General features: G+C 43.3%; 21 protein-coding genes. 16 read left to right on the top strand and 5 right to left on the bottom strand.

Annotation, left to right across the window (positions count from 1 at the left end; all coding sequences use genetic code 11):
• Nucleotides 1–180: 180 nt before the first annotated feature.
• The 9 genes from ACYVGZ_RS02625 to pseG all read left to right on the top strand — a co-directional run bounded on the left by ACYVGZ_RS02625 (nt 181) and on the right by pseG (nt 9794).
• On the top strand, nt 181–1065 hold the full coding sequence (locus ACYVGZ_RS02625) for a flagellin N-terminal helical domain-containing protein (protein WP_460750807.1): 885 nt from the start codon (nt 181–183) through the stop codon (nt 1063–1065).
• 1017 nt (nt 1066–2082) lie between these two features.
• A complete protein-coding gene (locus ACYVGZ_RS02620) occupies nt 2083–2964 on the top strand; it encodes a flagellin N-terminal helical domain-containing protein (protein ID WP_460750804.1) in 882 nt (293 codons plus the stop codon).
• A gap of 62 nt (nt 2965–3026) precedes the next feature.
• A complete protein-coding gene (locus tag ACYVGZ_RS02615; RefSeq protein ID WP_460750801.1) occupies nt 3027–3449 on the top strand; it encodes a flagellar protein FlaG in 423 nt (140 codons plus the stop codon).
• A gap of 37 nt (nt 3450–3486) precedes the next feature.
• On the top strand, nt 3487–4920 hold the full coding sequence (fliD, locus tag ACYVGZ_RS02610; RefSeq protein ID WP_460750798.1) for a flagellar filament capping protein FliD: 1434 nt from the start codon (nt 3487–3489) through the stop codon (nt 4918–4920).
• 28 nt (nt 4921–4948) lie between these two features.
• Nucleotides 4949–5383 carry a flagellar export chaperone FliS gene (gene fliS, locus ACYVGZ_RS02605; protein ID WP_460750796.1) on the top strand — a complete coding sequence of 145 codons (435 nt, stop codon included), beginning with the start codon at nt 4949–4951 and terminating at the stop codon, nt 5381–5383.
• Nucleotides 5383–5679: a hypothetical protein gene (locus ACYVGZ_RS02600; RefSeq protein ID WP_460750793.1), complete on the top strand. Its 297-nt coding sequence runs from the start codon at nt 5383–5385 to the stop codon at nt 5677–5679. Before fliS ends, ACYVGZ_RS02600 begins: the two co-directional genes overlap by 1 nt.
• Nucleotides 5669–7777 carry a motility associated factor glycosyltransferase family protein gene (locus ACYVGZ_RS02595; RefSeq protein ID WP_460750790.1) on the top strand — a complete coding sequence of 703 codons (2109 nt, stop codon included), beginning with the start codon at nt 5669–5671 and terminating at the stop codon, nt 7775–7777. Before ACYVGZ_RS02600 ends, ACYVGZ_RS02595 begins: the two co-directional genes overlap by 11 nt.
• A 2-nt stretch (nt 7778–7779) precedes the next feature.
• Nucleotides 7780–8799, top strand: coding sequence for a pseudaminic acid synthase (gene pseI / locus ACYVGZ_RS02590; protein ID WP_460750787.1), 1020 nt, complete (start codon nt 7780–7782; stop codon nt 8797–8799).
• Nucleotides 8796–9794: a UDP-2,4-diacetamido-2,4,6-trideoxy-beta-L-altropyranose hydrolase gene (gene pseG / locus ACYVGZ_RS02585; protein WP_460750784.1), complete on the top strand. Its 999-nt coding sequence runs from the start codon at nt 8796–8798 to the stop codon at nt 9792–9794. The genes pseI and pseG overlap by 4 nt, the downstream gene beginning before the upstream one ends.
• On the opposite strand, the gene pseF is transcribed toward pseG, so the two are convergent.
• The 4 genes from pseF to ACYVGZ_RS02565 form a co-directional block, all read right to left on the bottom strand.
• Nucleotides 9766–10476 carry a pseudaminic acid cytidylyltransferase gene (pseF, locus tag ACYVGZ_RS02580; RefSeq protein WP_460750781.1) on the bottom strand — a complete coding sequence of 237 codons (711 nt, stop codon included), beginning with the start codon at nt 10474–10476 and terminating at the stop codon, nt 9766–9768. The two genes, pseG and pseF, sit on opposite strands and share 29 nt — an antisense overlap.
• On the bottom strand, nt 10466–11659 hold the full coding sequence (gene pseC / locus ACYVGZ_RS02575; protein WP_460750778.1) for a UDP-4-amino-4,6-dideoxy-N-acetyl-beta-L-altrosamine transaminase: 1194 nt from the start codon (nt 11657–11659) through the stop codon (nt 10466–10468). Before pseC ends, pseF begins: the two co-directional genes overlap by 11 nt.
• Nucleotides 11646–12641 carry a UDP-N-acetylglucosamine 4,6-dehydratase (inverting) gene (gene pseB, locus ACYVGZ_RS02570; RefSeq protein WP_460750775.1) on the bottom strand — a complete coding sequence of 332 codons (996 nt, stop codon included), beginning with the start codon at nt 12639–12641 and terminating at the stop codon, nt 11646–11648. The genes pseC and pseB overlap by 14 nt, the downstream gene beginning before the upstream one ends.
• Before the next feature lie 107 nt (nt 12642–12748).
• The gene (locus tag ACYVGZ_RS02565; RefSeq protein ID WP_460750772.1) at nt 12749–13303 is read right to left on the bottom strand and encodes a DNA-3-methyladenine glycosylase I; all 555 of its coding nucleotides are present in this window, start codon (nt 13301–13303) and stop codon (nt 12749–12751) included.
• A gap of 108 nt (nt 13304–13411) precedes the next feature.
• Here ACYVGZ_RS02565 and ACYVGZ_RS02560 point away from each other — a divergent pair, with 108 nt between their 5' ends.
• The 7 genes from ACYVGZ_RS02560 to ACYVGZ_RS02530 all read left to right on the top strand — a co-directional run bounded on the left by ACYVGZ_RS02560 (nt 13412) and on the right by ACYVGZ_RS02530 (nt 21032).
• Nucleotides 13412–14029 carry an NUDIX domain-containing protein gene (locus ACYVGZ_RS02560; RefSeq protein WP_460750769.1) on the top strand — a complete coding sequence of 206 codons (618 nt, stop codon included), beginning with the start codon at nt 13412–13414 and terminating at the stop codon, nt 14027–14029.
• Between the two features lie 21 nt (nt 14030–14050).
• The gene (locus ACYVGZ_RS02555) at nt 14051–14527 is read left to right on the top strand and encodes a DUF1249 domain-containing protein (protein ID WP_460750766.1); all 477 of its coding nucleotides are present in this window, start codon (nt 14051–14053) and stop codon (nt 14525–14527) included.
• A 16-nt stretch (nt 14528–14543) separates the two neighbouring features.
• A complete protein-coding gene (locus tag ACYVGZ_RS02550; protein ID WP_460750763.1) occupies nt 14544–15116 on the top strand; it encodes a YqiA/YcfP family alpha/beta fold hydrolase in 573 nt (190 codons plus the stop codon).
• A 163-nt stretch (nt 15117–15279) separates the two neighbouring features.
• Complete coding sequence (gene parE / locus ACYVGZ_RS02545) at nt 15280–17178, top strand: DNA topoisomerase IV subunit B (protein WP_460750761.1); 1899 nt, start codon at nt 15280–15282, stop codon at nt 17176–17178.
• A 226-nt stretch (nt 17179–17404) separates the two neighbouring features.
• Nucleotides 17405–18331 carry an HD-GYP domain-containing protein gene (locus ACYVGZ_RS02540; protein WP_460750758.1) on the top strand — a complete coding sequence of 309 codons (927 nt, stop codon included), beginning with the start codon at nt 17405–17407 and terminating at the stop codon, nt 18329–18331.
• A gap of 52 nt (nt 18332–18383) precedes the next feature.
• On the top strand, nt 18384–18998 hold the full coding sequence (locus tag ACYVGZ_RS02535) for a UPF0149 family protein (protein ID WP_460750756.1): 615 nt from the start codon (nt 18384–18386) through the stop codon (nt 18996–18998).
• A 141-nt stretch (nt 18999–19139) separates the two neighbouring features.
• Nucleotides 19140–21032 (top strand): methyl-accepting chemotaxis protein, encoded by a 1893-nt coding sequence (locus ACYVGZ_RS02530; RefSeq protein WP_460750753.1) that lies wholly within the window; start codon nt 19140–19142, stop codon nt 21030–21032.
• Nucleotides 21033–21095: 63 nt separating this feature from the next.
• Here ACYVGZ_RS02530 and ACYVGZ_RS02525 read toward each other — a convergent pair whose 3' ends face one another.
• Entirely contained in the window at nt 21096–22292 is a 1197-nt protein-coding gene (locus tag ACYVGZ_RS02525; RefSeq protein ID WP_460750750.1) for an amino acid aminotransferase, read from the bottom strand.
• Nucleotides 22293–22330 lie beyond the last annotated feature (38 nt).

Here is a 22330-nt window from a genome sequence, read left to right as displayed (position 1 = left end):
ATCGATATCCTAATTACACACTTTATCGTGCTAATAATAAAAAATAAATTTGCGAAAAAGTGAAAAAAAAATTAAAGATCGATACTAGAGTGTCGATAACTAAATTAAGCGCAACATAACCAAATAACTAATTAAATCAAAAGGTTAGGGCGTTTAATATTATTCTTAGGAGAGAAGAAAATGTCTTTATATGTTAACACTAACGTGTCGTCATTGAATGCCCAAAGGCAGTTAATGCACTCATCAAATTCTTTAGATACAGCGTTTCAGCGCTTATCTTCAGGTCAACGTATCAACAGTGCTGCGGATGATGCAGCAGGCCTACAAATTTCAGATCGTTTGACATCTCAAATCAATGGCTTGAACCAGGCGGTTCGTAATGCCAACGACGGTATTTCCCTAGCGCAGACAGCGGAAGGGGCGCTAGACGAGTCAACAGAAATGCTACAACGAATGAGAACCTTATCTATTCAAGCGGCGAACTCGTCAAATACGGATAAAGATCGACTTGCTCTACAAGAAGAGTTAGCGCAATTGTCTCAAGAAATTAACCGTATTGCAGATACAACCACATTTGGTGGCCGTAACCTATTGAACGGAACTTATGATGGTACTTTCCAAGTTGGGGCGGATGCAAATCAAACCATTAGTTTTACTTTAAGGTTTGGTGGGGGGGCTAACTCCATCGATTACCAAACAAACAATGGATTCACTATGTCTGGCTTGTCTAGTCAGTCATCGACGCAATTGACAACATCCACAGCTTCGGTATCAACCGCAGCGAATGCGCAAAGTATGATTAGTATTGTCGATGAGATGATTTCGGCCATCGACTCTAAGCGTGCGGAATTAGGTGCGGTACAAAACCGCTTTAGTTCTACGATCAGTAACTTGAGTAATATTTCTGAGAATGTGGCCGCGGCTCGGGCACGAATCCGAGATGCTGATTTCGCAGAAGAAACTGCGGCCTTAACCAGCGCCCAGATATTACAACAAGCAAGTAGTACGATCCTAGCTCAGGCGAACCAGCGCCCTCAAGCAGCCTTATCGTTATTAGGAAATTAATAGTATAAGAATTGAATTAATCTTTTTGTAGCACAAGCAAGCTACAGCGGCAAAAGAGTGCCGCTAGATAACTGTTTTTCGAGTTTTGCTCGAATTTAAGTCACTTCTCTCTCCTAGAGGTGGCTTTTAGCCGGATGAGAGATCATCCGGCTTTTTTCGTTTTTGTAGAAAAGCTTGGTTTTTAAATCGGTATTTGTGGCCGTTTTTGGTCACTTTGAATGAGGTGAGTAAGAGGTATGACGATGCATTAATTGACCGTCAGGGTATGTCTATTAAATACGACTGTGATTTAGCTCAGGTGTAGTTGCATGGGTGGCGAGTGGTCACTCTAGATAATGACGCCTGTTGGGTGAGAATCGCTATGGCTATGGTTTGAGGGGTAGTGCTTCAGCGTCTTTTGCTTAGTGGTGTCCACTACTCCGAAGGCTTGTTGCTGATTTGTTATGTCGTGGTTTTTTGGCACCCAGGGAAAAAATGTTAGTAGCCCAGAATTTATACTCTTTTTAGTGTGTGAATACTTACTTCTTGTCTGTGTTCATACTTGTTGCTCTTTAACCAGGAAGGTTGCATTGCGGCATTCAAAAGAAGAGTTTCTTTTGAATGCGTTAGGTTAGGCGTTCGTTCGCCTGAAATTTTTATAAGGTCGTTTTATCACATGTTTTATGAATAAGGAGGACGAAATACGGACTAAGAAAAGGGGAGCATTCCACCTTTTGATAAATGAGGTTGAGATAGCCCCATGTGGTGAGCTCTGCTCATAAGTGAAGAAAGAGGTTTTCTAAGCAGCGAAAAGCATGTGAAAAACAGTTTTTTGAGATTTCTTTTTCTTGATTTTAAAAGAGTCAAAAGCTAATTAAGACAATTAGTTACGGTAATTTTTTTCCTCTTTTGCGGAGTGTTTTTGCCGCTAGGCGGAAAATAAATTCAAAAATTGTTAAAGGTCTTAAAATGAAGACCGATAACTAAATTACGATCTGCAATTAAATGCGCAGAATGATGAAACTCTAGGAGGCTATAATGGCTCTTTACGTAAATACGAATACTTCGTCTACCAATGCACAACGTCAGTTAATGGGCTCTAGTCGATCTTTGGATACTTCATTCCAACGATTGTCTTCTGGTTTGCGTATCAATAGCGCAGCGGATGATGCAGCAGGTTTACAAATTTCTAACCGTTTGACTTCTCAGATTAATGGCCTAAACCAATCTGTACGAAACGCGAACGATGGTATCTCTTTAGCACAAACGGCTGAGGGTGCCTTGAACGAAACAACAGAGATGTTGCAACGTATGCGTACTTTGTCTATTCAGTCAGCAAATGGCTCGAACTCAGATGAAGACCGTTTAGCATTGCAACAAGAGGTATCTCAGCTTTCTACCGAGATTAACCGTATTGCTTCTGATACCACCTTTGGTGGTGCTAACCTTTTAGATGGTACTTTTGAAGGTATCTTCCAGGTAGGTGCAGATGCTAACCAAACGATCAGTTTCAGCTTGACGAAGGGTGGTATTAACGATTCTATTGACCTTGCTACGACTGGTGGTTTCACTATGACAGGTTTGTCTGCAGGAGCTACGACTCAGGTAACGGCTGATTCAGCATCTGTTTCGTCAGTTACTAACGCTCAAAGTATGATTGCCATCCTAGATAGCATGATTGCAGCGGTAGACTCTAAACGTGCAAATTTGGGTGCGGTTCAAAATCGTTTTACTTCAAGTATCAATAACTTAAGTAATATCAGTGAAAACGTAGCGGCTGCTCGTTCACGTGTTCGTGATGCGGATTTTGCAGAAGAAACAGCGCAACTAACCAGTGCTCAGATTCTTCAACAAGCAAGTTCTTCTATCCTTGCACAGGCGAACCAACGTCCACAAACTGCGTTGTCGTTGCTTGGTTAATTTAATGTTAACGAAAAGCTGAGGCTTGGCCTCAGCTTTTGCATTTGTGAAGGAATACTACAATGTCTATTAGTTCTAGCGATTTTACAAAACAAGCGCTTGGTGGCATTCCGCATCGACAAGAACAACGTGTTGCCGATGATTTTCGTGCTATGCGTCAAGCAAAATCTCAAGTTGTCCAAGGAACGGCCGATAGCAATAGAACAGGCATGGGAAGCAACCCTCAACAAGCAACTCAAAACGTACAGATTGAGCCGCAAGATGTTGAGCGAGTAAATCAAAAAATGTCGCAATTAAACGTTCATCTTTCATTTGAAATGAGCGAAGGTAGCAATCAGAATATCGTGAAGGTATTGGATCAGTCTACTGGGGATGTCGTTCGTCAGATACCAACAGAAGAATTTCTTAAAATGTCTGAACGGATTGATGCTATCATGAGCCAATTGAGTGAGGTGAAAGGGAGTTTGGTAAACAGCCAGGCTTGATTTAGGTAATTGATGCTTCGTCATCAGGAGAAAGGTTATGTCAGTTGGCTCATTAGGTGCAGGCTCAGGACTTGATTTAGAAAGCCTAGTCAAAAAAATGGTGAGTGCCCAGCGAGACACAAAAGTTCAGCTTTACAATGAAAAATTAGCTGGTCTTGATACTGAATTGTCTGCGTTAGGCAGTGTAGGGTCCGCTATAGATAGCTTTAAGTCAGCGGTAAAAACTCTTAACGATGACAGCCTTTTTACTGGCCGAGATGCTTTTATTGATCAAGTAGAAGGCGAAGAAACCATTGCTATATCGACAGACAGTACTGCGTCGAATGGATCTTACTCTATTCTCGTCAATCAACTGGCATCTGGGAGTCGTGTGCAGTCCCCAGAAGGCCTCTTTTCGTCTGGCGATGACGTAATTACCACAGTTGGTGGTGATCTAATTTTATCGGCTGGAGAAAACTCTTTCACTGTTAGCCTTGAAGCCGGCACTACCCTAGACCAATTGCGTGAGCAGATTAATAACCACGCAGACAATTTCGGTGTTTCTGCAAACCTAGTGGATGATGGCCAAGGTAGCTTGTTTTTGACCATGACGTCCTCTGTCCAAGGGGCGGGCAACACACTTAGCATCCGTAATGAGCCCACTCCAATTCCTGAAGGCAGCGAGTTAGTGAATGATGTTGATCCTAACGCTCCCGAAGAGTCTATTTTTTTCGAATCTGGTTTAGGCCTCGACTCCGTTTCAACCACGGGGCTAACTGCTGGTTTATTTACACCCGCAGGAGAAGAAGCAACCGATGCTATTGTTGCTGTAGACGGCATCGCCATTCGTAGCCAAACAAATACTTTTGAAAATGCTGTATCTGGACTATCCATTGAAGCTCTCGAAGTGTCCGAGACACCCGCTAAGGTGGATGTAAATTACGACCAGCAAAGTATAAAAGATGCCATCCAAACCTTTATTTCGTCCTATAATGAAATGATTAGCGTGTTCAAACAGAATACTGCCAAAGGGGCCGCATTGAACGGCAATGGAATGATTCGTAACTTGCAGAACTCTTTAAATGGAGAGTTAATGCAAGGTTATGCCGATAGCGGTGTATTTACATCGATCTTTGATCTGGGTATAGAGCTAGAGCGAAATAGCCAGCTTAGCTTTGATAACAGTAAGTTTGAAAGAGCAATGGATAAGGGGTTTAATGATGTGGCTCCGCTGTTCACTGGAGAAAATGGCCTAGCAGAAGCTATGGAAACCTTGTTAGACAGCTACACAGGTCCTAGCGGAATGAATGAGACTCTAAAAGAGTCTGTGCGTCGTTCAATAGACGACACGGAAGAAACGTTAATGGATTATGAAGAACGAATGACTCGTTTTGAAGCAAGATTAAGGGATAGGTTTACAGGTTTAGATAGTCAGCTTGCGAATATGAATGCTCAGGGTAATTACCTGAATTCCATGCTTGAGCAGCTGTAGTTTGTTAAAGATTTAATTGGGGTTGTTTATGTATACGAAAAAAGGGATTCAAGCCTACCAAAAGGACTCGATCAAGTCTGACCTTGCATCGGCTGACCCTCACCGAGTGATCCAACTCCTGATGCAAGGGGCGCTAGAAAAACTGGCACTAGGCAAGGGGTGTATTGACCGCTCAGATTGGGAAGGTAAAGCAGATGCACTAACACGTGCTATTGAGATCATTAATGCGTTGAGAGACGCACTAGATCGCGATGCGAACCCAGAACTAGTGGACAACTTAGAGTCCTTATACGATTACATGGTCTCTCGCATTAATGAAGCTAGTGCTACTAAAGATACGGAAATTTTAGACCAAGTTATTGGTTTAATATTGCAAATTAAGAGTGCTTGGGATCAGATTTCTGATGCTGATAAACGTTCAGCCTACGAGAATAAAGAAGACGCTCGCCTAGGAGCGCTTTAATGCTAGATGTGGCGCATTTAACCTCGCTAACAGAAGCACTAGAAACCAACATAGCTAATAAAAGCATTGATGAAATACAGTCATTATGCGAAGAAAATAATGGCTTTATCTTCAGTATAAAGCCTTCTCCTCACGATCCTCAGATCAACCAGAAAATAAAGCGCTTTATCCAAGCCCATCAAGCGGCTGTAAAGCTAGTCAGCGACGTTCATCAAGAAATGCAAAAACAGCTTTTTCAGTCGACTAAAGCCCGTAAAGGGGTAAAGAAATACAAAGGCGTAAAACATGCAGAATAATGTCAATGATACTTTATTAGAAGAGGCTGAAGCCTTTGCTCAACTGTTTGAAAAAGGGGCCTTGAGATTACGCGAGCATGATCAAGAGTTTACTTCTCGATATGTAAGAAACATGAACCTTTTTCAAGAAGTTATGCCGCATGTTTATGAAGAATTTATAAATTATCAACCTGTAAAACGCCATATTTATATGGAGGAAACAGGAGAGCTGAACCTTTACCGAGAGGACATAGGGGCACCGCTTTTTTCGGCTACACCTCGTCAACAAGCACAGCAAAAAATTGATAGAGCGTTATTAGCTCCTAATAAAACGGTATTGAACTTAGAGCGCACCAAGGATCACCCAAGCCGTCATGTGCATTACTCGAATAAAATATTAGATGAGATTGAACGTTCTAAAGGAAATCATAGCAAACTCACTGCTTGGCCTGAGTTTGTGGGGGCGTGTGTCTTCTTCGGAATCGAGTTTGGTTACCAGCTAGAGTACTTACTATCAAAAAGAGAAATCAAGCACCTTTATCTTTATGAAAGGGATTTAGATTTCTTTTACTACTCATTATTTGCCATTGAGTGGCAGCCCATTTTAGAGTATTTCAACCGCGATGGTCGTACTATTCACCTGACCTTAGGCATAGAAGCAGATGAGTTCACAGAACGTTATATTCTTCAATTAGAAGAAAATGGCTACTTCATGGCGCCAGAAACCTATCTCCATGTGGCCTACTCAAGCCCAGAAAATGATGAGTCTATTGAGTATTTTAAGAAGCATTATGCAAGGCAGGTCATGGGATGGGGCTTTTTTGATGATGCCTTAATTGGTATTGCTCAAGGGTTACGCTCCCTTCCTAAAACTAAATTAGCTCATTACCAAGGGCCTAAGTCATTACCTAAGTGGGTCACTGAAATTCCGGTTTTTATTCTGGGTAATGGACCTTCTTTGGATTCTGGTATTGAGCTGATCAAAGAAGTCCGTGAGCAAGTTCTTTTGGTCAGCTGTGGCTCCACCATTAATACGCTGAAAAAGCTGGGAATAAAGCCGGATATTCATGTAGACATTGAACGCATGAAGCAAACTGTGGATAAATTTCTATTTATAGACAAAGAGTATCTGAGCGACATTTGGGGCTTATCGGTAGATGTTATGCATCCTGAGTATTTTGACTATTTCAAACGTAGCGGAATGGGAATGAAGCCTGGAGAAGCTATTACATCGTTAATTTTGTCTCAAGCACGTAGTCAAGGTGATACTAAAGAGTACGTTCAGCTTAATTATTGTAATCCCGTGGTAGCAAACTTGGCTCTGTCCTATGTCCACTTATTTGGCTTTAATAATGTCTATTACTTAGGTGTAGATAACGGTTTTAAAGACAAAACGAGTCACCACTCAATTCATAGTGGTTATTACAAAGACGGTAAAGAGTCAGGTTTCCAAACCTTTGAAGATGCTTCACTCGTAGAGCGAGAAGGGAACTTCGGCGGCACTATTTATGCCACAGGGATTATGGAAACGTCTCGAGTCCAGCTTGAGTCGCTTACACGTATGCTAAATAAGCGTCGCAACTTTGCGAGCTATAATTTATCAGATGGCGCTAAAATTGAAGGTGTCATGCCGTTAAAAGCGGAAGATGTACTGATCATGGACCCTAAAATAGATCATCAAAAAGTGATTGATCTATTAGAAGACGCTTTTTTCACCGAGCCCCCAGCGGCAGTTGTGGACCAAGCTCCAACGGATATTATTTCTGTAGAAGACTTCACAAAAGTCAGTGAAATGTTGCAACAGGGCTGGGATGACAGCGTGAAAACTCGTCAACAAGTGTGCGAGTTATTATGGTCTCACCATAGAAAGCTATTTTTTTTAAAGGGGTCGATTCACCGTCATCTGCTTGATCTTATGATAGGTTCTTTTACCTACTCTGCTTTCTTGATGGTGCAGTATATCTTTTCCTATGAAGACGAAGAGAAAACGGTTGAAGATGCCCGTCGCCAATTTAAAATTTGGTGCGAGTTCTTGCAAGAAATGCCAACCATGATGCAACAAGCATCGGATTTTGTGGATCAAGGCAATGACCACCTAATTACATTCTATAATGGTTAATTATGTTTGATACTAAACCTTTTATAATCGCGGAATTATCTGGCAATCATGGTCAGGACATTACACTCGCCCAAGAAATGATAAAACAAGCGGCGCAAGCTGGGGCGGATGCGATAAAGCTACAAACATATACCGCAAATACCATGACACTCAACGTTCGTAATGAAGAGTTTATGGTGGGTGAAGAAGGGCGTCTATGGCAGGGCGACAGTCTTTATGATTTATATGAAAAAGCTCATACACCGTGGGAGTGGCATAAACCACTTTTTGAACTAGCAAATTCACTGGGCATGGTCGCTTTCAGTTCTCCTTTTGATCTATCCGCTGTAGATTTTTTAGAAACCTTAGATGTGCCTTTATACAAAATAGCGTCATTTGAAATGACAGATATACCCTTGATTCAGGCAGTAGCAAAAACGGGTAAGCCCATCATAATGTCTACGGGCATGGCCAGTCTGGAAGAAATACATGAAGCAGTACAAGCCATTCGCCAGATAGGTGATAACCCAATTACCTTACTTAAATGCACCAGTACTTATCCTGCTAAAATAGAAGACTCCAATTTATCCACAATGCAGGATCTTGCTGAACAGACCAGGTGTCATGTCGGGCTTTCTGATCATACTTTAGGGCTAGCCGCAGCCGTAGCAGCTACAGCGCTAGGGGCCAGTGTAATTGAAAAACACTTTGTGCTTGATCGAAATGCTGGTGGTGTAGATGCGGCGTTTTCTATGGAACCAGAAGAATTCACAGCTATGGTTCAGGCTTGTCGAGAAGCTAAAGCATCGTTAGGCAAGGTTACCTATGGTGGTTCTTCCGCTGAGCAAGCATCTAAAAAGTTCAGGCGTTCCATTTATATTAAATCCGACATGCCGGCAGGGACAGTACTCACAGAAGATAACTTACAAATCATTCGTCCTTCCTTTGGTTTAGCACCAAAACATTGGAAGGACGTATTAGGTAAAACACTCAAACAAGATGTGAGCAAAGGCCAACCTTTAGCATGGGAGTTAATGGTATGAAAGCGTTGATTCGGGCCGATGCCTCCGTACAAATAGGTATGGGGCATAAGGTTCGTTGTCAGGCGTTAAAAGCTGCATTCACTGATTTAGGGTGGCATTGTCAGTTTGTGGTAAAGCGCGAATACCAAGCTTTTGCTGAGCCGGAGTCGCGACTCATTGACGAAGAGGATGAATTTCACCTGCTTGCTAAAGAAGCTGATCTCGTAATTCTTGACCATTACCACTATCAAGCTTGTGACATCGCTAACCTGTATCACTGCCAAAATAACCTCTTAGTGATTGACGACATGAACGAGAGAGGTCCCTTTCCCTGTAAATGGCTGCTGAATCCGCTGCAAGAAAACTACAGCGATCAGGTTGAGACCCCTTTATTAGGGCCAAAATATGCTTTATTACGGCCTATTTTTTCTACTCCTGCGCCTTTTATTAGTAGTAAGAATAAACTGCTAGTCACTTTGGGCGGGACAGACCCACTGGAACTAACGTTACCCATTTTGAAGGCCTTACTACAGGTAGGCTTCGATGAAGACGCCATACAGGTTTTGTTAGGTGCTAATGCTTCAAATGGTGAGCAGGTGATCACTTTCTGTAAGCAGCACCATATTGCCTATGAGCAAGGAGTTGAAGATGTCGCAGAGCTTATGCACCATGCAAAGATGGCGATCTCTGCAGCAGGGGGAACGCTTTTTGAACTAGCTTGCCTTGGTGTGCCAGCGGTATTCGCTCAAGTAGCTGAAAATCAAACCCGCTCTTTAGAACAGCATCTGCCTTTGGCTTGGTGCGACATGGTGCGCTTCGATCAAGTCACCGGTGAGTCTGATAAGCAAGCCCAGCTAATGTTGCTAGCCAATAAAGTCATTAACTACTGGCAAGATGATGCATGGCTACAATCGTCTAGAAGAATCACCCAAGAACTAGTAGATGGTCTTGGGGCGAAGCGAGCGGCGCTGCAGATTCACAACCAGATCAAAGGTTCAGATCAGACGCTTGTTTAAGCAACATGATTTGCGTTAAGCGTAACCAATCTTCTTCAGTATCTAAATCTTGAATACGGTGTCTTGGTAGCATAATAGGTTTGGATTGTGGGCCAAAAATCTCTTTTTCATCAAGCCACACAGACGTTTTAGCCCAGTAAAACTGGCCTGCATCATGGATTGCTTCTTGTAAATCTTGCGAGCGTTTTTTTATGTGTTCTGGAAACATAGGAATCAAGTCTCCTTCTTCGTTACAGCACAACGCTCTCTGAATAGGAAAACCAAAGGTTGTTGCTGAAAAACTAAACCCTTGTTGCGGTAGTTCTTGCCAACCTTGTTTTAAATCGTCAGGAGTGAGTAATGGGCAGGTGGCATAAATTAAACAGGCTTCGTTTGGTTGGTGCCCCTGTGCGATCAGCTCTTGTAAAGCATGGCGCATTACAGGCGTGGTGCCAGTCATATGATCCGCAAGGTCAGCAGGGCGCATAAAGGGTATGTAGGCGCCATACTCTTTGGCGATCGTAGCGATCTCTGCATCGTCAGTTGATACCACTACTTGATCAAATAGCCCAGAGCTTAAAGCCGTTTCAATGGAATAAGCAATTAAAGGCTTACCATTTAATAAGCGAATATTTTTGCGCGGAATGCGCTGGGAGCCACCACGGGCTGGTATCACGGCGACCCTATATGATTCAGACGCCATAAGAGTGCTCCCCATACTTTTCTAAAGCGGCTTTTAACACCGCCACGACCTTATCTTGCTGCTGATCTGTTAAGTCAGGATAAAGCGGTAGGCTCATTGTTCTTTGGTAATAATCTTCAGCAACAGGAAAATCACCCAAACGAAAGCCAAGGTTTTGATAATAAGGTTGGCTGTGTACAGGAATATAATGCACTTGCGTGCCAATTCCAGCGGCGCGTAACGCGTTAAAAACGGATTTACGGATTGGCTTGAGGTGAGTGGGTAACAACACTGGGAATAAATGCAGGGCCGAGCGGCGGTCTTTCAATGCGACAGGTAGTTGTAGCTGAGTATCAGCCAATAATTCCTGGTAACGAGAAAAAAGCTGATGGCGTCGGTTAATGAATCCTTCTAGTCGTGAGAGCTGTGAGAGTCCCAAAGCCGCATGCAAATCACTCATGCGGTAATTAAAACCGAGTTCATGTTGTTCATAGTACCAGTCGCCCGGATTATGGCTGAGCAGGCTTTCATCTTTTGTAGTACCCTGATGACACAAAGTGCGCATCTTATTTGCGAGTACTGTGTTATTGGTTAGCGCAATGCCCCCTTCAGCAGTGGTAATCAGCTTTACTGGGTGAAAACTGAATACACATATATCAGAATACTGCCCCTTGCCTATAGGTGTTTCTTGGTAAGAGGCGCCAATGGCATGAGAGGCATCTTCAATAATGGCAAAGCCGTATTCTTTCGAGAGGGTATAAATGGCCTGCATATCACAGGGCTGTCCAGCGAAGTGAACAGGGATTACCACTTTGGGGAGGCGCTGGGCTTGCTTTGCTTGGGCAAGTTTTTTGGCTAATTGCTCCGCGCATAGGTTGTAAGTCATCGGGTCAATATCAACGAAATCGACATTGGCCTGGCAGTACCTAGCGCAATTGGCCGAAGCAATAAAAGTATTTGGAGTCGTCCATACCCAATCTCCTTGGCCTACACCTAGGGCTAAGCAGGCTAGATGCAAAGCCGACGTCGCACTATTACAGGCTACCGCATGGCTCGCCTGTACCTTTTTCGCTAGAGTGTTTTCAAATTCTGTAACTTTAGGTCCCTGGGTCAGAAAGTCTGAAGACAGAGCCTCAACCAAGCTGGAAATATCGTCTTCATTAATGGATTGACGCCCATAAGGAATAAAATCAGAGTGTGTCATCGAAGGTCAAAATCTCTTCTACGCTTAAAAAATGTGGATTAGAGCCCGACTGGTACTCGTATCCGGCAGCGACTAGCTCGCCTGATTCGTTGAGCTTATTTTGAGTGAAATCCATATCGTCTTGATAGAATTTAATGCTAGGGGCGATCACATAATGATCATGATATTCGTAAGTGTGGAACGAGTCATCACTGGGACACATTACTTCATGGAGTTTTTCGCCTGGGCGAATGCCCACCTCTTTGGTTGGTATACTGGGTGCGTAAGCTGCAGCTAAATCCATAATGCGCACCGAAGGTATTTTCGGGATAAATATTTCCCCACCTTGCATTCGTTGGAAGTTTTTTAGAACAAAATCCACACCCATGGGAAGCGTGATCCAAAAGCGAGTCATGTCTTTATGAGTAATAGGGATCGCATTAGCGCCTTGCTCGACTAACTTTTGGAAAAAAGGCACAACAGATCCACGAGAGCCGACAACATTTCCGTAGCGTACAACAGAAAAACGAGTGCGCCCTTGGCCAACCATATTGTTTGCCGCAACAAATAGCTTGTCTGAGGCCAGTTTAGTTGCACCGTACAAATTAATGGGCGCCGCGGCTTTGTCTGTGGACAAAGCAATTACCTTATCAACATTATTAGCAATCGCTGCAGCGATCACATTTTCGGCACCATGGATGTTGGTTTTTATACATTCCATCGGGTTGTACTCAGCAGCAGGTACTTGCTTTAGCGCTGCAGCATGAATAACAAAGTCGACGTCACGCATGGCTTGGGTTAAGCGATCTTTATCGCGCACATCACCAATAAAATAACGCATACAAGAGGCATCAAAGTCTTGCTGCATTTCATATTGTTTCAACTCATCACGAGAGTAAATGATTAGCCGTTTAGGCTGATACTGAGTTAATAGTGTCTTAACATATTGGCGGCCAAAAGAGCCGGTGCCGCCTGTGATGAGAATACTTTTGTTGTTAAACATGAAATCTGTACCGGAGTAAAAAAGATTGTTCTAATGTTATCGGCTAGTACTGAAAAAACATTAATAAAATCAAGCTGCTTAGACTCATTGAGAGAAGCGGCGCTAGTTTATCGAGCATGGCATTCATTTAAATGATCATTCACCATGCCCGTAGCCTGCATAAAAGCATAACAAGTGGTGGCGCCAAAAAATTTAAAACCACGTTTTTTCATATCCTTAGCGATTTGTTCAGATAAAGGCGTTTTAGCTGGTACATCAGCCATAGAACGTACGTCGTTTTCAATCACTTGGTGCTCGCTGAAAGACCAATAATAATGGCTAAAGCTACCAAACTCTGTGGCAATCGCTAAAAATGCCTTAGCATTTTGAATCGTAGCGGAAATTTTACCACGATGGCGCACGATACTTGGGTCTGTCACTAAGCGGTCTACATCGGAATCGGTCATAGCTGCAACTTTGTGTGGGTCGAATTGATGAAACGCCTGCCGATACCCCTCCCTTTTTCGTAAAATCGTAATCCAGCTAAGGCCTGCTTGGGCACTTTCTAGTACAATACATTCAAATAAGGTTTGGTCGTCTTTCACGACTTTACCCCATTCATTGTCATGGTAGTCAATGTATTCTGGTGAACCTAAACACCAGTCGCAGCGAATTGTTTCCATAAGACGGTCTCATATTTAAAATGACAGGTCTAACAGCATAGCCTGTTGAACATGAAGCGTCATTACTCAGATACACAATAGGCCAGCATATTTTTTAAGGAGTAGCGAATGCCATTTAAGCCAACCTACAGCAAAGCAGACGTGATCGTTGAGCAAGACGAATGCGTTTATCAAGGTTTTTTTCAAATGCGCAAACTAACCTTAAAACATAAGCGCTTTGATGGCTCATGGAGTCAATCTATGACTCGGGAAATGATGGTGCGTAATGACGCTGTGTGCGTTTTATTATTCGACCCTAAGACAGATCAGCTATTATTAATTGAGCAATTCAGGCCTGCCGTTTTGCAAGCAGACTCGCCGTGGTTATTAGAATTGGTAGCTGGTATGGTTGAGCCAGGTGAGTCTGATGAAGAGGTGGCCCGCAGAGAAGCCCAAGAAGAAGCGGGTGTAACGATTGGCCGCTTAGAGTATATGTTTAAATTTGTGCCTTCACCTGGAGGTTTAGTGGAATATTTGCGAATGTATGCCGGTGAGTTTGATGCAAGCCAAGTGGATCTCTCTCAAACACATGGACTAGATGAAGAGAACGAGGATATCAAACTGCATTTGATGAGTAGCTCTGAGGCCATTAAATTACTCGATCAAGACATAGAAAATGCCAGCACCCTTCTCGGTGTACAATGGTTTGCACTCAACAAGCAAAAACTGATGAACAAATGGCAATAAGCCAGGAGTAATGCGTCAAGCATGAATGAAACGATGAAAAAGCCAACGCGACGATATGTGCCAGACTTAACTAGTTTGCAGGTGCTCGGTGAGTTAAATTACCGTCGCCTTGGCCGCTTGATGCGTGGTGAAGAAAGCTCAAAGGTTTGGTACTTTTCCATCCCCAGCGCCGGTGAGCAAGAAAGCCGTTTGTATTTAACTCTTGGCAACGAAAGTCGTTTTACTACTGAGCTGCAGCTGGAGTTTGCGCCACAAACCAAGGAGTTGCTTTTTTCGAGTCGGCTGAAAATGACGATACGCCTCTATCATGATGTAGGTATTGCCGAAATTACAGATGGTCATAGGCAGTATCAGGGTAAATACCCTTACCCAAATGATGACATGCTACACCCAGATGAGAAATTTCGGCTGAACCAGCAGCTAGCCGACTTATTAGAACTTTGCCTAAAGCATGGCCACCGCTTAAATCATAATGATGACTTCCAATTTGTTTATTAAATGTTAAGGGATTCACTTGTCTTACCTTATCTATATTCACGGTTTTAACAGCTCAGAGAAATCAGAGAAAGTAGCCATTCTACAAGCTGAGGCGGCAGCTAAAGGTAAAGCCGAGTACATTCTCTCCCCTCGCTTAGCTTGGCAACCTAGCAAAGCAATAGAGCAACTTAAAGTGCTTATCGAGGAGCATATAGAGGCTGGTGTGAGCCTTGTTGGTAGTTCATTAGGTGGCTTTTATGCTCGCTACCTTGCTGATTTATATGACATTAATGCTGTATTGATTAACCCTGCCGTAGAGGCTCCTAAACTCCTTCTGAACCATCTAGGTGAACAGCTAAATCCTTACACGGGTGAGAATTATGTTCTTACTTTGGAGCATTTAGAGGAATTAAAGCGCATAGATGTTACTTTACCTAACGGTCACCTTTTTTGGCTCATGGTACAAGAAGGTGACGAAGTATTAGACTACCAAGCAGCTCTTGATGCCTTGCCTCACGTTGCAAAGCTAACTCACGAGCCAGCTGGCAATCATAGGTTTGAAAACTTTGAGCAATACGCGGCGCAAGTTTTGGCTTTCTGTGACTTGTAAAACTTGATTTAAAACCGCTGAATACTTCGCAACTCAGTTTGCTTAGTAGGAATATTTCACAGCTTCACATTCCAATGGTAGACTTTGCTGCAATAAATGAAACGCTTACATCTTGTCTGCTCGTAAGAGCCATCGACAACGTATAAATGGAAGAAAAATACCCATGTCTGCAAAAGAATATAATGCTGGTTCCATTGAGGTTCTGAGCGGTTTAGAGCCTGTGCAAAAGCGCCCAGGAATGTACACAGATACCGTACGCCCAAACCACCTTGGTCAAGAAGTTATTGATAACTCGGTAGACGAAGCCTTAGCTGGCCATGCAGATCGAATAGAAGTCATTCTTTATAAAGATGGCTCGTTAAGTGTGGAAGATAATGGCCGTGGTATGCCCGTTGACATACATCCTGAAGAAGGCGTGTCAGGTGTTGAATTGATTCTTACCAAGCTGCACGCGGGTGGTAAATTTTCTGGGGATAACTACCAGTTTTCCGGTGGCCTACATGGCGTTGGAGTATCAGTAGTAAACGCACTTTCTACTTCCCTAGAAGTTTGGGTAAAACGCGGTGGCGAGCAGTTCCATATAGCGTTTGCTGATGGCTTTAAAACCTCTGATTTAACCCAAATAGGCACGGTTGGCAAAAAGAATACCGGGACCATGGTTAAATTCACCGCAGACCCAAAATACTTCGATAGTGCCAAATTCTCGGTATCGCGTTTAAAACACTTATTAAAAGCCAAGGCGGTTATGTGCTCTGGTTTGCACGTGGTTTTTATCGATCAAAGTGGCAGCGAAGAAGTTAAGGACGAATGGTTCTATGAAGATGGTTTAAAAGATTACCTAGCTCAGGCGAATCAGGGCTTTGTATTACTGCCTGAAAGTCCCTTTATCGGTGGCCTCACAGAAACCACTCAAGGGGTTGATTGGGCAGTGCAATGGTTGCCAGAAGGTGGCGAACTGATAACAGAAAGCTATGTAAACTTAATACCTACTGCCCAAGGTGGTACCCATGTGAATGGCTTGCGCACGGGGTTGTTAGAAGCGATTCGAGAGTTTTGTGATTTCCATAGCTTACTGCCTCGTGGGGTCAAATTAACCGCTGAAGACGTTTGGGATCGATGTAGTTATGTGTTGTCTGCCAAGCTGCAAGAACCGCAGTTTTCGGGGCAAACCAAAGAGCGTTTATCGTCGCGCCAAATAGTGCCTTTTATCTCTGCTACCGTAAAAGATGCCTTCAGCCTGTGGTTGAACAAACACGTAGAAGAAGGCCAAAAAATTGCCGAAATTGTTATTTCTAGTGCTCAAAAACGCCTTAAAGCCAGTAAAAAGGTGGTACGTAAAAAGATCACTCAAGGCCCTGCACTACCAGGCAAATTAGCAGACTGTTCAGGACAAGACTCTGCACGTAGTGAGCTTTTCTTAGTGGAAGGGGATTCTGCGGGGGGGTCTGCTAAACAAGCCCGCGAAAAAGACTTTCAGGCTATACTGCCGCTGCGAGGTAAAATACTCAACTCTTGGGAAGTCGAGTCTGGTCAGGTCTTAGCGTCGCAAGAAATTCATGATATCTCGGTAGCTTTGGGGGTTGATCCGGGCGATGAAGAGTTATCTGGCCTACGTTACGGCAAGGTTTGCATACTGGCCGATGCGGACTCGGACGGTCTTCATATCGCCACATTAATATGTGCCTTGTTTGTTAAACACTTCCCTGCGCTGGTGAAGAAAGGCCATGTATTTGTTGCCATGCCGCCTTTATATCGAATTGATATTGGCAAAGAAGTACATTACGCCCTAGACGATGAAGAAAAAGACATCATCTTGCATAAAATTGAGTCTGAGAAAAAACGCGGTACACCCAATGTGCAGCGCTTTAAGGGCTTGGGTGAAATGAACCCCTCGCAATTGCGTGAAACGACCATGGCTCCGGATACTCGCCGCTTAATCCAATTAACTATGGAAGATAAGCCAGATACTGACGAGCTTATGGACAAACTGCTGTCGAAAAAACGTGCTCCAGATCGTAAAAACTGGCTTGAAACCTACGGTAACTTAGCGATAGTTGACTAACTTAGCTCTTTTTACTCAAAAATCAGTTTGAAGCTGGAACCCTAGGTAATCAAAATTACCTAGGGTTTTTAGTGTTAAGGCAGGTAACAGTGTACGAAAGTGGTAAAGTGATTACTCAAAGATTAGGTTTAGTAATAATATGAATTGTTTAAACGACTGAATTATTTCGTTCCTATCCAATTAAAGGAACAACCGTTATCAGCCGTCTTGCAAGGTGAGGCCCTAAATGTCATTACTTACAACGTTACATTCTTGGATAAGCAGATCAACACAGCCTGAAGAGCATCAGCTCATGGAGCCTCTTTTAAAGAGCTTATTGTCTATGGCTTGGTTTGTTGAAGCGCGCGACCCTTATACTGGCGGCCACTTATGGAGAGTCTCGCAATTTGCCTATTTGGTTGCTAAGCAGTCGGGTTTGAGTGAAGCTCAAGCCGCTCAAATTAGTTTAGGTGGTTTTTTACATGATTTAGGTAAGATAGGCATTCCAGACAGCATACTTCACAAGCCTGGGCGCTTAACAGAGGAAGAATACGCGGTCATAAAAACGCATCCGGAAGTAGGGTTCCGTCTGATTAGTGATCACCCATTTGCTGAGGTGGTGAAAGACGCTGTTCTGAATCATCATGAAAGACCAGACGGTAAAGGCTATCCGAATGGCGTATCAGGCAAGCAGCTAACTGCAATGGCTAAAATTGTTGGTATTTGCGATGCCTTCGATGCCATGACAAGCTCTCGCCCTTATCGCTCTGGTATGGCAGAGGAAAAAGCTTTATCGATATTAGAGCAAGAACGCGACAGACAATTCGACGGTGAATTTGTCGATGCCATGTTGGCTTTGGGGAAGGCTGGAGAGCTTAAGCATATTATTGGCCATAGTGATGAGGGCATTCCATTGCATAATTGTCCTGTGTGCGGCCCGACTTTAGTGGTTAAAAAAGGGCATCATAATGGTGATAAAATTCATTGTAAAAGTTGCTCTGGCGAATTCAGTTTAGCCCCAAATAACGAGGGTGCACTTTGTCCTGTACCAACAGGTCAAAAAGTTTCGGCGGATCAAATGGATGTTGAATTGGATGACCATGTGATTGACAATACCTTAATAATGATGCGCAAAAACCTCGCCCAAGGTGTTTTACTGCCATTTAAACCTTAAAAACGAGTAATTCTTCTATAATTAATTGGACGGCTTTGGAACGGATAGTGTTATGTCAGATATTGATGACTCGAATGTAATGTCAGAAGAAAAACTGTATGAAAGGTTGGACTATTATTTAATGGCCTATGGAGGAGACCGCTCGTTAATGTGTGTTTCCGAATTAGATGGTTTTATTACTGCGTTAGGGTGTTCTTCTCAAGAGTTAGAGCCAGACCAATGGCTTAGTGCCATCTGGGGAGCTGACGAAGATCAGCCAAATTGGGAAAATGGACAGCAGGAAGACGAATTCCTAAGCCTAGTACTCATTATGTATATGGAAACCATGAATAACCTTGTGCATGGTGACTTTCACCCCGTGTATCTAGAACAAGAGCACGAAGGTGAGTCTACGCTTATTGTCGAAGAGTGGTGTGTTGGCTTTATGCGAGGCGCTAAGTTAACCGGCTTAGGGAAAACAGGCGATAAAGCTTTCTTCGATGAAGTGCTGGCGCCGGTACGCCTGTTTGGTACAGAAGCTGGCTGGAGCAAGCAAGAAAATATGAAAGAAGAAGAGATTCAATTCTGGGAAGAAAACTTGGAGATTTCTATTCAAAGGCTTGCCCGTTGTAACTTCCCTGAAACCCAAGGTGCTACGCCTAAGTCCACTCAAAATACCTTACATTAATAGTATATTGTTGGTCAGTAGAGTGTTTCATCCTGAATTTTGCAAGATGGTGTCTATACTTCATAACATCGTCATGATGTAAGGTTAACCTTCACTGTAAGGGGATCCGTAAACCATTTTAATCCGCAAAGGAAGTTTGCTGTGTCGTTAAAAAATAGATTGATCATTACTTTTGTTTCTGTGGTACTTGCTACCACTTTGCTGATGGGGCTACTGAGTTTTTATCAAGCCCGTACAGCTATGTTGGAGCGTACTACGGAAAACGAACTCCCAGCTCAAATTGAGCTGATAAAGACTCAGGTGGAGCAACAAATTGAAACCCTTGCTCAAAATGCTGAGGTGTTGGCAAATAACCCAATGATAGTGCGCTGGGCTGAACAAGGTTTTGATCCTAAAGAAGAAGATGTGCTGGTTGAGCTCTTATCCAACATGCAAGGCCGTTTGGGGTTAGATACAGCTTCTTGGGCAGACCGTGAGACCTCAAAATACTGGAATCAAGACGGCTTTTTAAGGACTCTAACTCCCGAACGAGATGGCTGGTTTTTTGACTTTACTACGTCCGGAAGTAATAAAAATGTCAGTGTTTATCGCAGTGTCAGTACAGGTGAAGTGAAGCTGTTTGTTAATTATCAGAACTTAAATGGTCGTGGTTTGGCAGGCTTTGGCATGAACCTAGACAAAATGACGGACTATCTAAATAGCTTTTCTTTTAATGGTAGTGGCTTTGTTTATTTAGTGGACAAAGCGGGCACATTAAAAGTTCATAGGGAAGAGTCTTTACTAGAAAACACGGCTTTGACTGATCTATATGGGGAGTCGACAGCGGAGCAGCTTTTACAGCAACAAGGTCTGAATATAGTGCTAACGGAAGACTCCGTGCTGGCGAGTCAATATATCCCGGCTATGGGGTGGACTTTGGTTGCGCAAATTCCAAACCAAACTGTGTTTGGTAGTGTGTCAGCTATGGGCAAAACTTTGTTTATAATGGGCGTAGCTTTAGCTGTGATTGCCGGTTTAGTTGCTTCGGTAATTGGTTCAAGCTTGGTTAAGAAGCTTTGCTTAGTGGCAGCGAATTTAAAAGAAATTGGTGAAGGAGACGGTGACCTTAAGCACCGTTTGCCTAATGATGGTCCAGTGGAATTAGCAAACATTGGTAATGGTTTTAATAAGTTTGTTGAAGTCATACATAACTTAGTTCAGCAAGTATCGAATACCAGCAAGCAATTAGGACAAGCTTCACAAGAAACTTTGGCTTCTTCAAATAATATTCAGGAAGATGCGAAACAACAAAGTGAGAGAACCACCTTGGTGGCTTCTGCCATTCATGAAGTTGAAGCCTCTGTTCGAGAAGTCTCAGAAAATGCGGCTTCTGCTGCGCAGTCAGCAAATCAAGTAGAAGTTGAAGTGAAGAGTGGTTTAAGTATTGTTTCTGCGGCTCAACAAACAGTACAAAACTTGGCAGAAGAAAGTGAGCTTACCGCGCAGGTTATTGAAGAGCTTGCTTTGAAGTCTGATCAGATTGGCGGGATCTTAGAAGTCATTCGTAATATTTCTGAACAAACCAACTTATTGGCTTTAAATGCTGCCATTGAATCGGCAAGAGCAGGAGAGCAAGGTCGAGGTTTTGCTGTGGTGGCTGATGAAGTACGTAATCTTGCGAAACGAACCGCTCAATCAACCGATGAAATTCAGGTCATGATTGATCAGTTGCAAACAGAGTCACGTAAAGCCTTAGCCGCTTCTAAACAAGGCAAAGAAATTGCCGGTGAAGGGGTACTATCTATGCAATCGGCCACAGAGTCGTTAAATACAATTGCTTCGCAAGTTGTAGAAATGAATACAATAAACCAGCAAGTAGCAGAGGCAACGGAGCAACAATTATTAGCGATAGAAGACGTTGCGCAAAATGTAACTGGGATTCAAGATTCCGTTGAAGCAGGTGTTGAGACAGCGAATTTGTTGTCTGGAGGCAGTCAAGAACTACAAGCCTTGTCTCTACGCTTAGACAAATTAGTATCTGGCTTTAAAGTGTAATTTATAAAAAAAGCGCTGGTGGATAAACCAGCGCTTTGCTTTTAATGATACAAAATGGAGATGTTAACCAACGACTTTTTTAATGCTCTCACATAAGTAGTCAATATTGCTATCGCTGATACCCGCAATGCTCATGCGGCCGGTATCCGCAATGTAAATAGAGTATTCGCTACGTAGTGTTCTAACCTGCTCTAAGGTAAGGCCTGAGTATGAAAACATACCGCGTTGGTCTTTGATAAAACTGAAGTCTTTGCTCACGCCAACAGCAGTAAGCTTAGCAACTAACTTCTCGCGTAAGTCGTTAATTCGGTTACGCATTTCAGCCACTTCTAGTTTCCATTCCGCTTTCAATTCAGGGTTCGACATAATAGTTTGAACCACTGCCGCACCATGTGCAGGTGGCATAGAGTAGTTCGCACGAATAGCCTGACCCACAATTGAAAAAGCATTGTTTGCTTCTTCAGCGCTTTCTGCAATGATGCTCAGGCCGCCACAGCGATCACGGTAGATACCGAAGTTTTTAGAAAAAGAATTGGCAATTAACATACTGGGTACATTCGCTGCCATGTGACGAAGACCGGCTAAGTCCTCATCTAAACCGTCTCCAAAGCCTTGGTATGCTGCATCGATCAAAGGTAATAACCCACGCTCGTTCACGAACTCAGTAAGCACTTCCCAGTGTTCGAACTGTAGGTCGATTCCCGTCGGGTTATGACAGCATGCATGAACGAGTAAAACATCACCCGCTTCCGCTTGCTCACGCAAGGTGTTCATCATATCGTCAAAGCGCAAACCGTTAGTAGCTGGGTCGTAGTATGGGTAATCGCAAGACTCAATGCCGGCAGAATTAAAGATAGATTTATGGTTTCCCCACGTTGGGTCACTTACCCACAGCCTGGCCCCTTTTAAATTAGCACTAATAAAGTCTGCAGCGACTTTTAGTGCGCCAGTACCACCAGGTGTTTGTGAGGAGCGAATGCGGCCCGCAGCACGTAGAAGGTTGTTCTCACCTAGTAAAAGGTCTTGAATCGTCGACTCAAATTCGCTGGCACCATAGATGCCCAAATAACTTTTAGAGCTTTCTTGCTCAAGTAGAATGGCTTCGGCTTTCTTCACACTGTTAAGAATAGGGGTGTGACCATTATCGTCTTTATATACACCCACGCCTAAATCGATTTTGTTAGGGTTAGGGTCTTGCATATGAGCAACAATAAGAGCCAATAATGGATCACCTGGAACAGCTTGAAGATGCTTAAACATAATGGGTTTAGGTCCTTGCTTTAAAATAGAGTAAAAAG

Source organism: Marinomonas epiphytica (assembly GCF_054780655.1).
The sequence above is the reverse complement of the archived record's forward strand: the minus strand, read 5'-3'. Positions and strand labels throughout refer to the sequence as shown.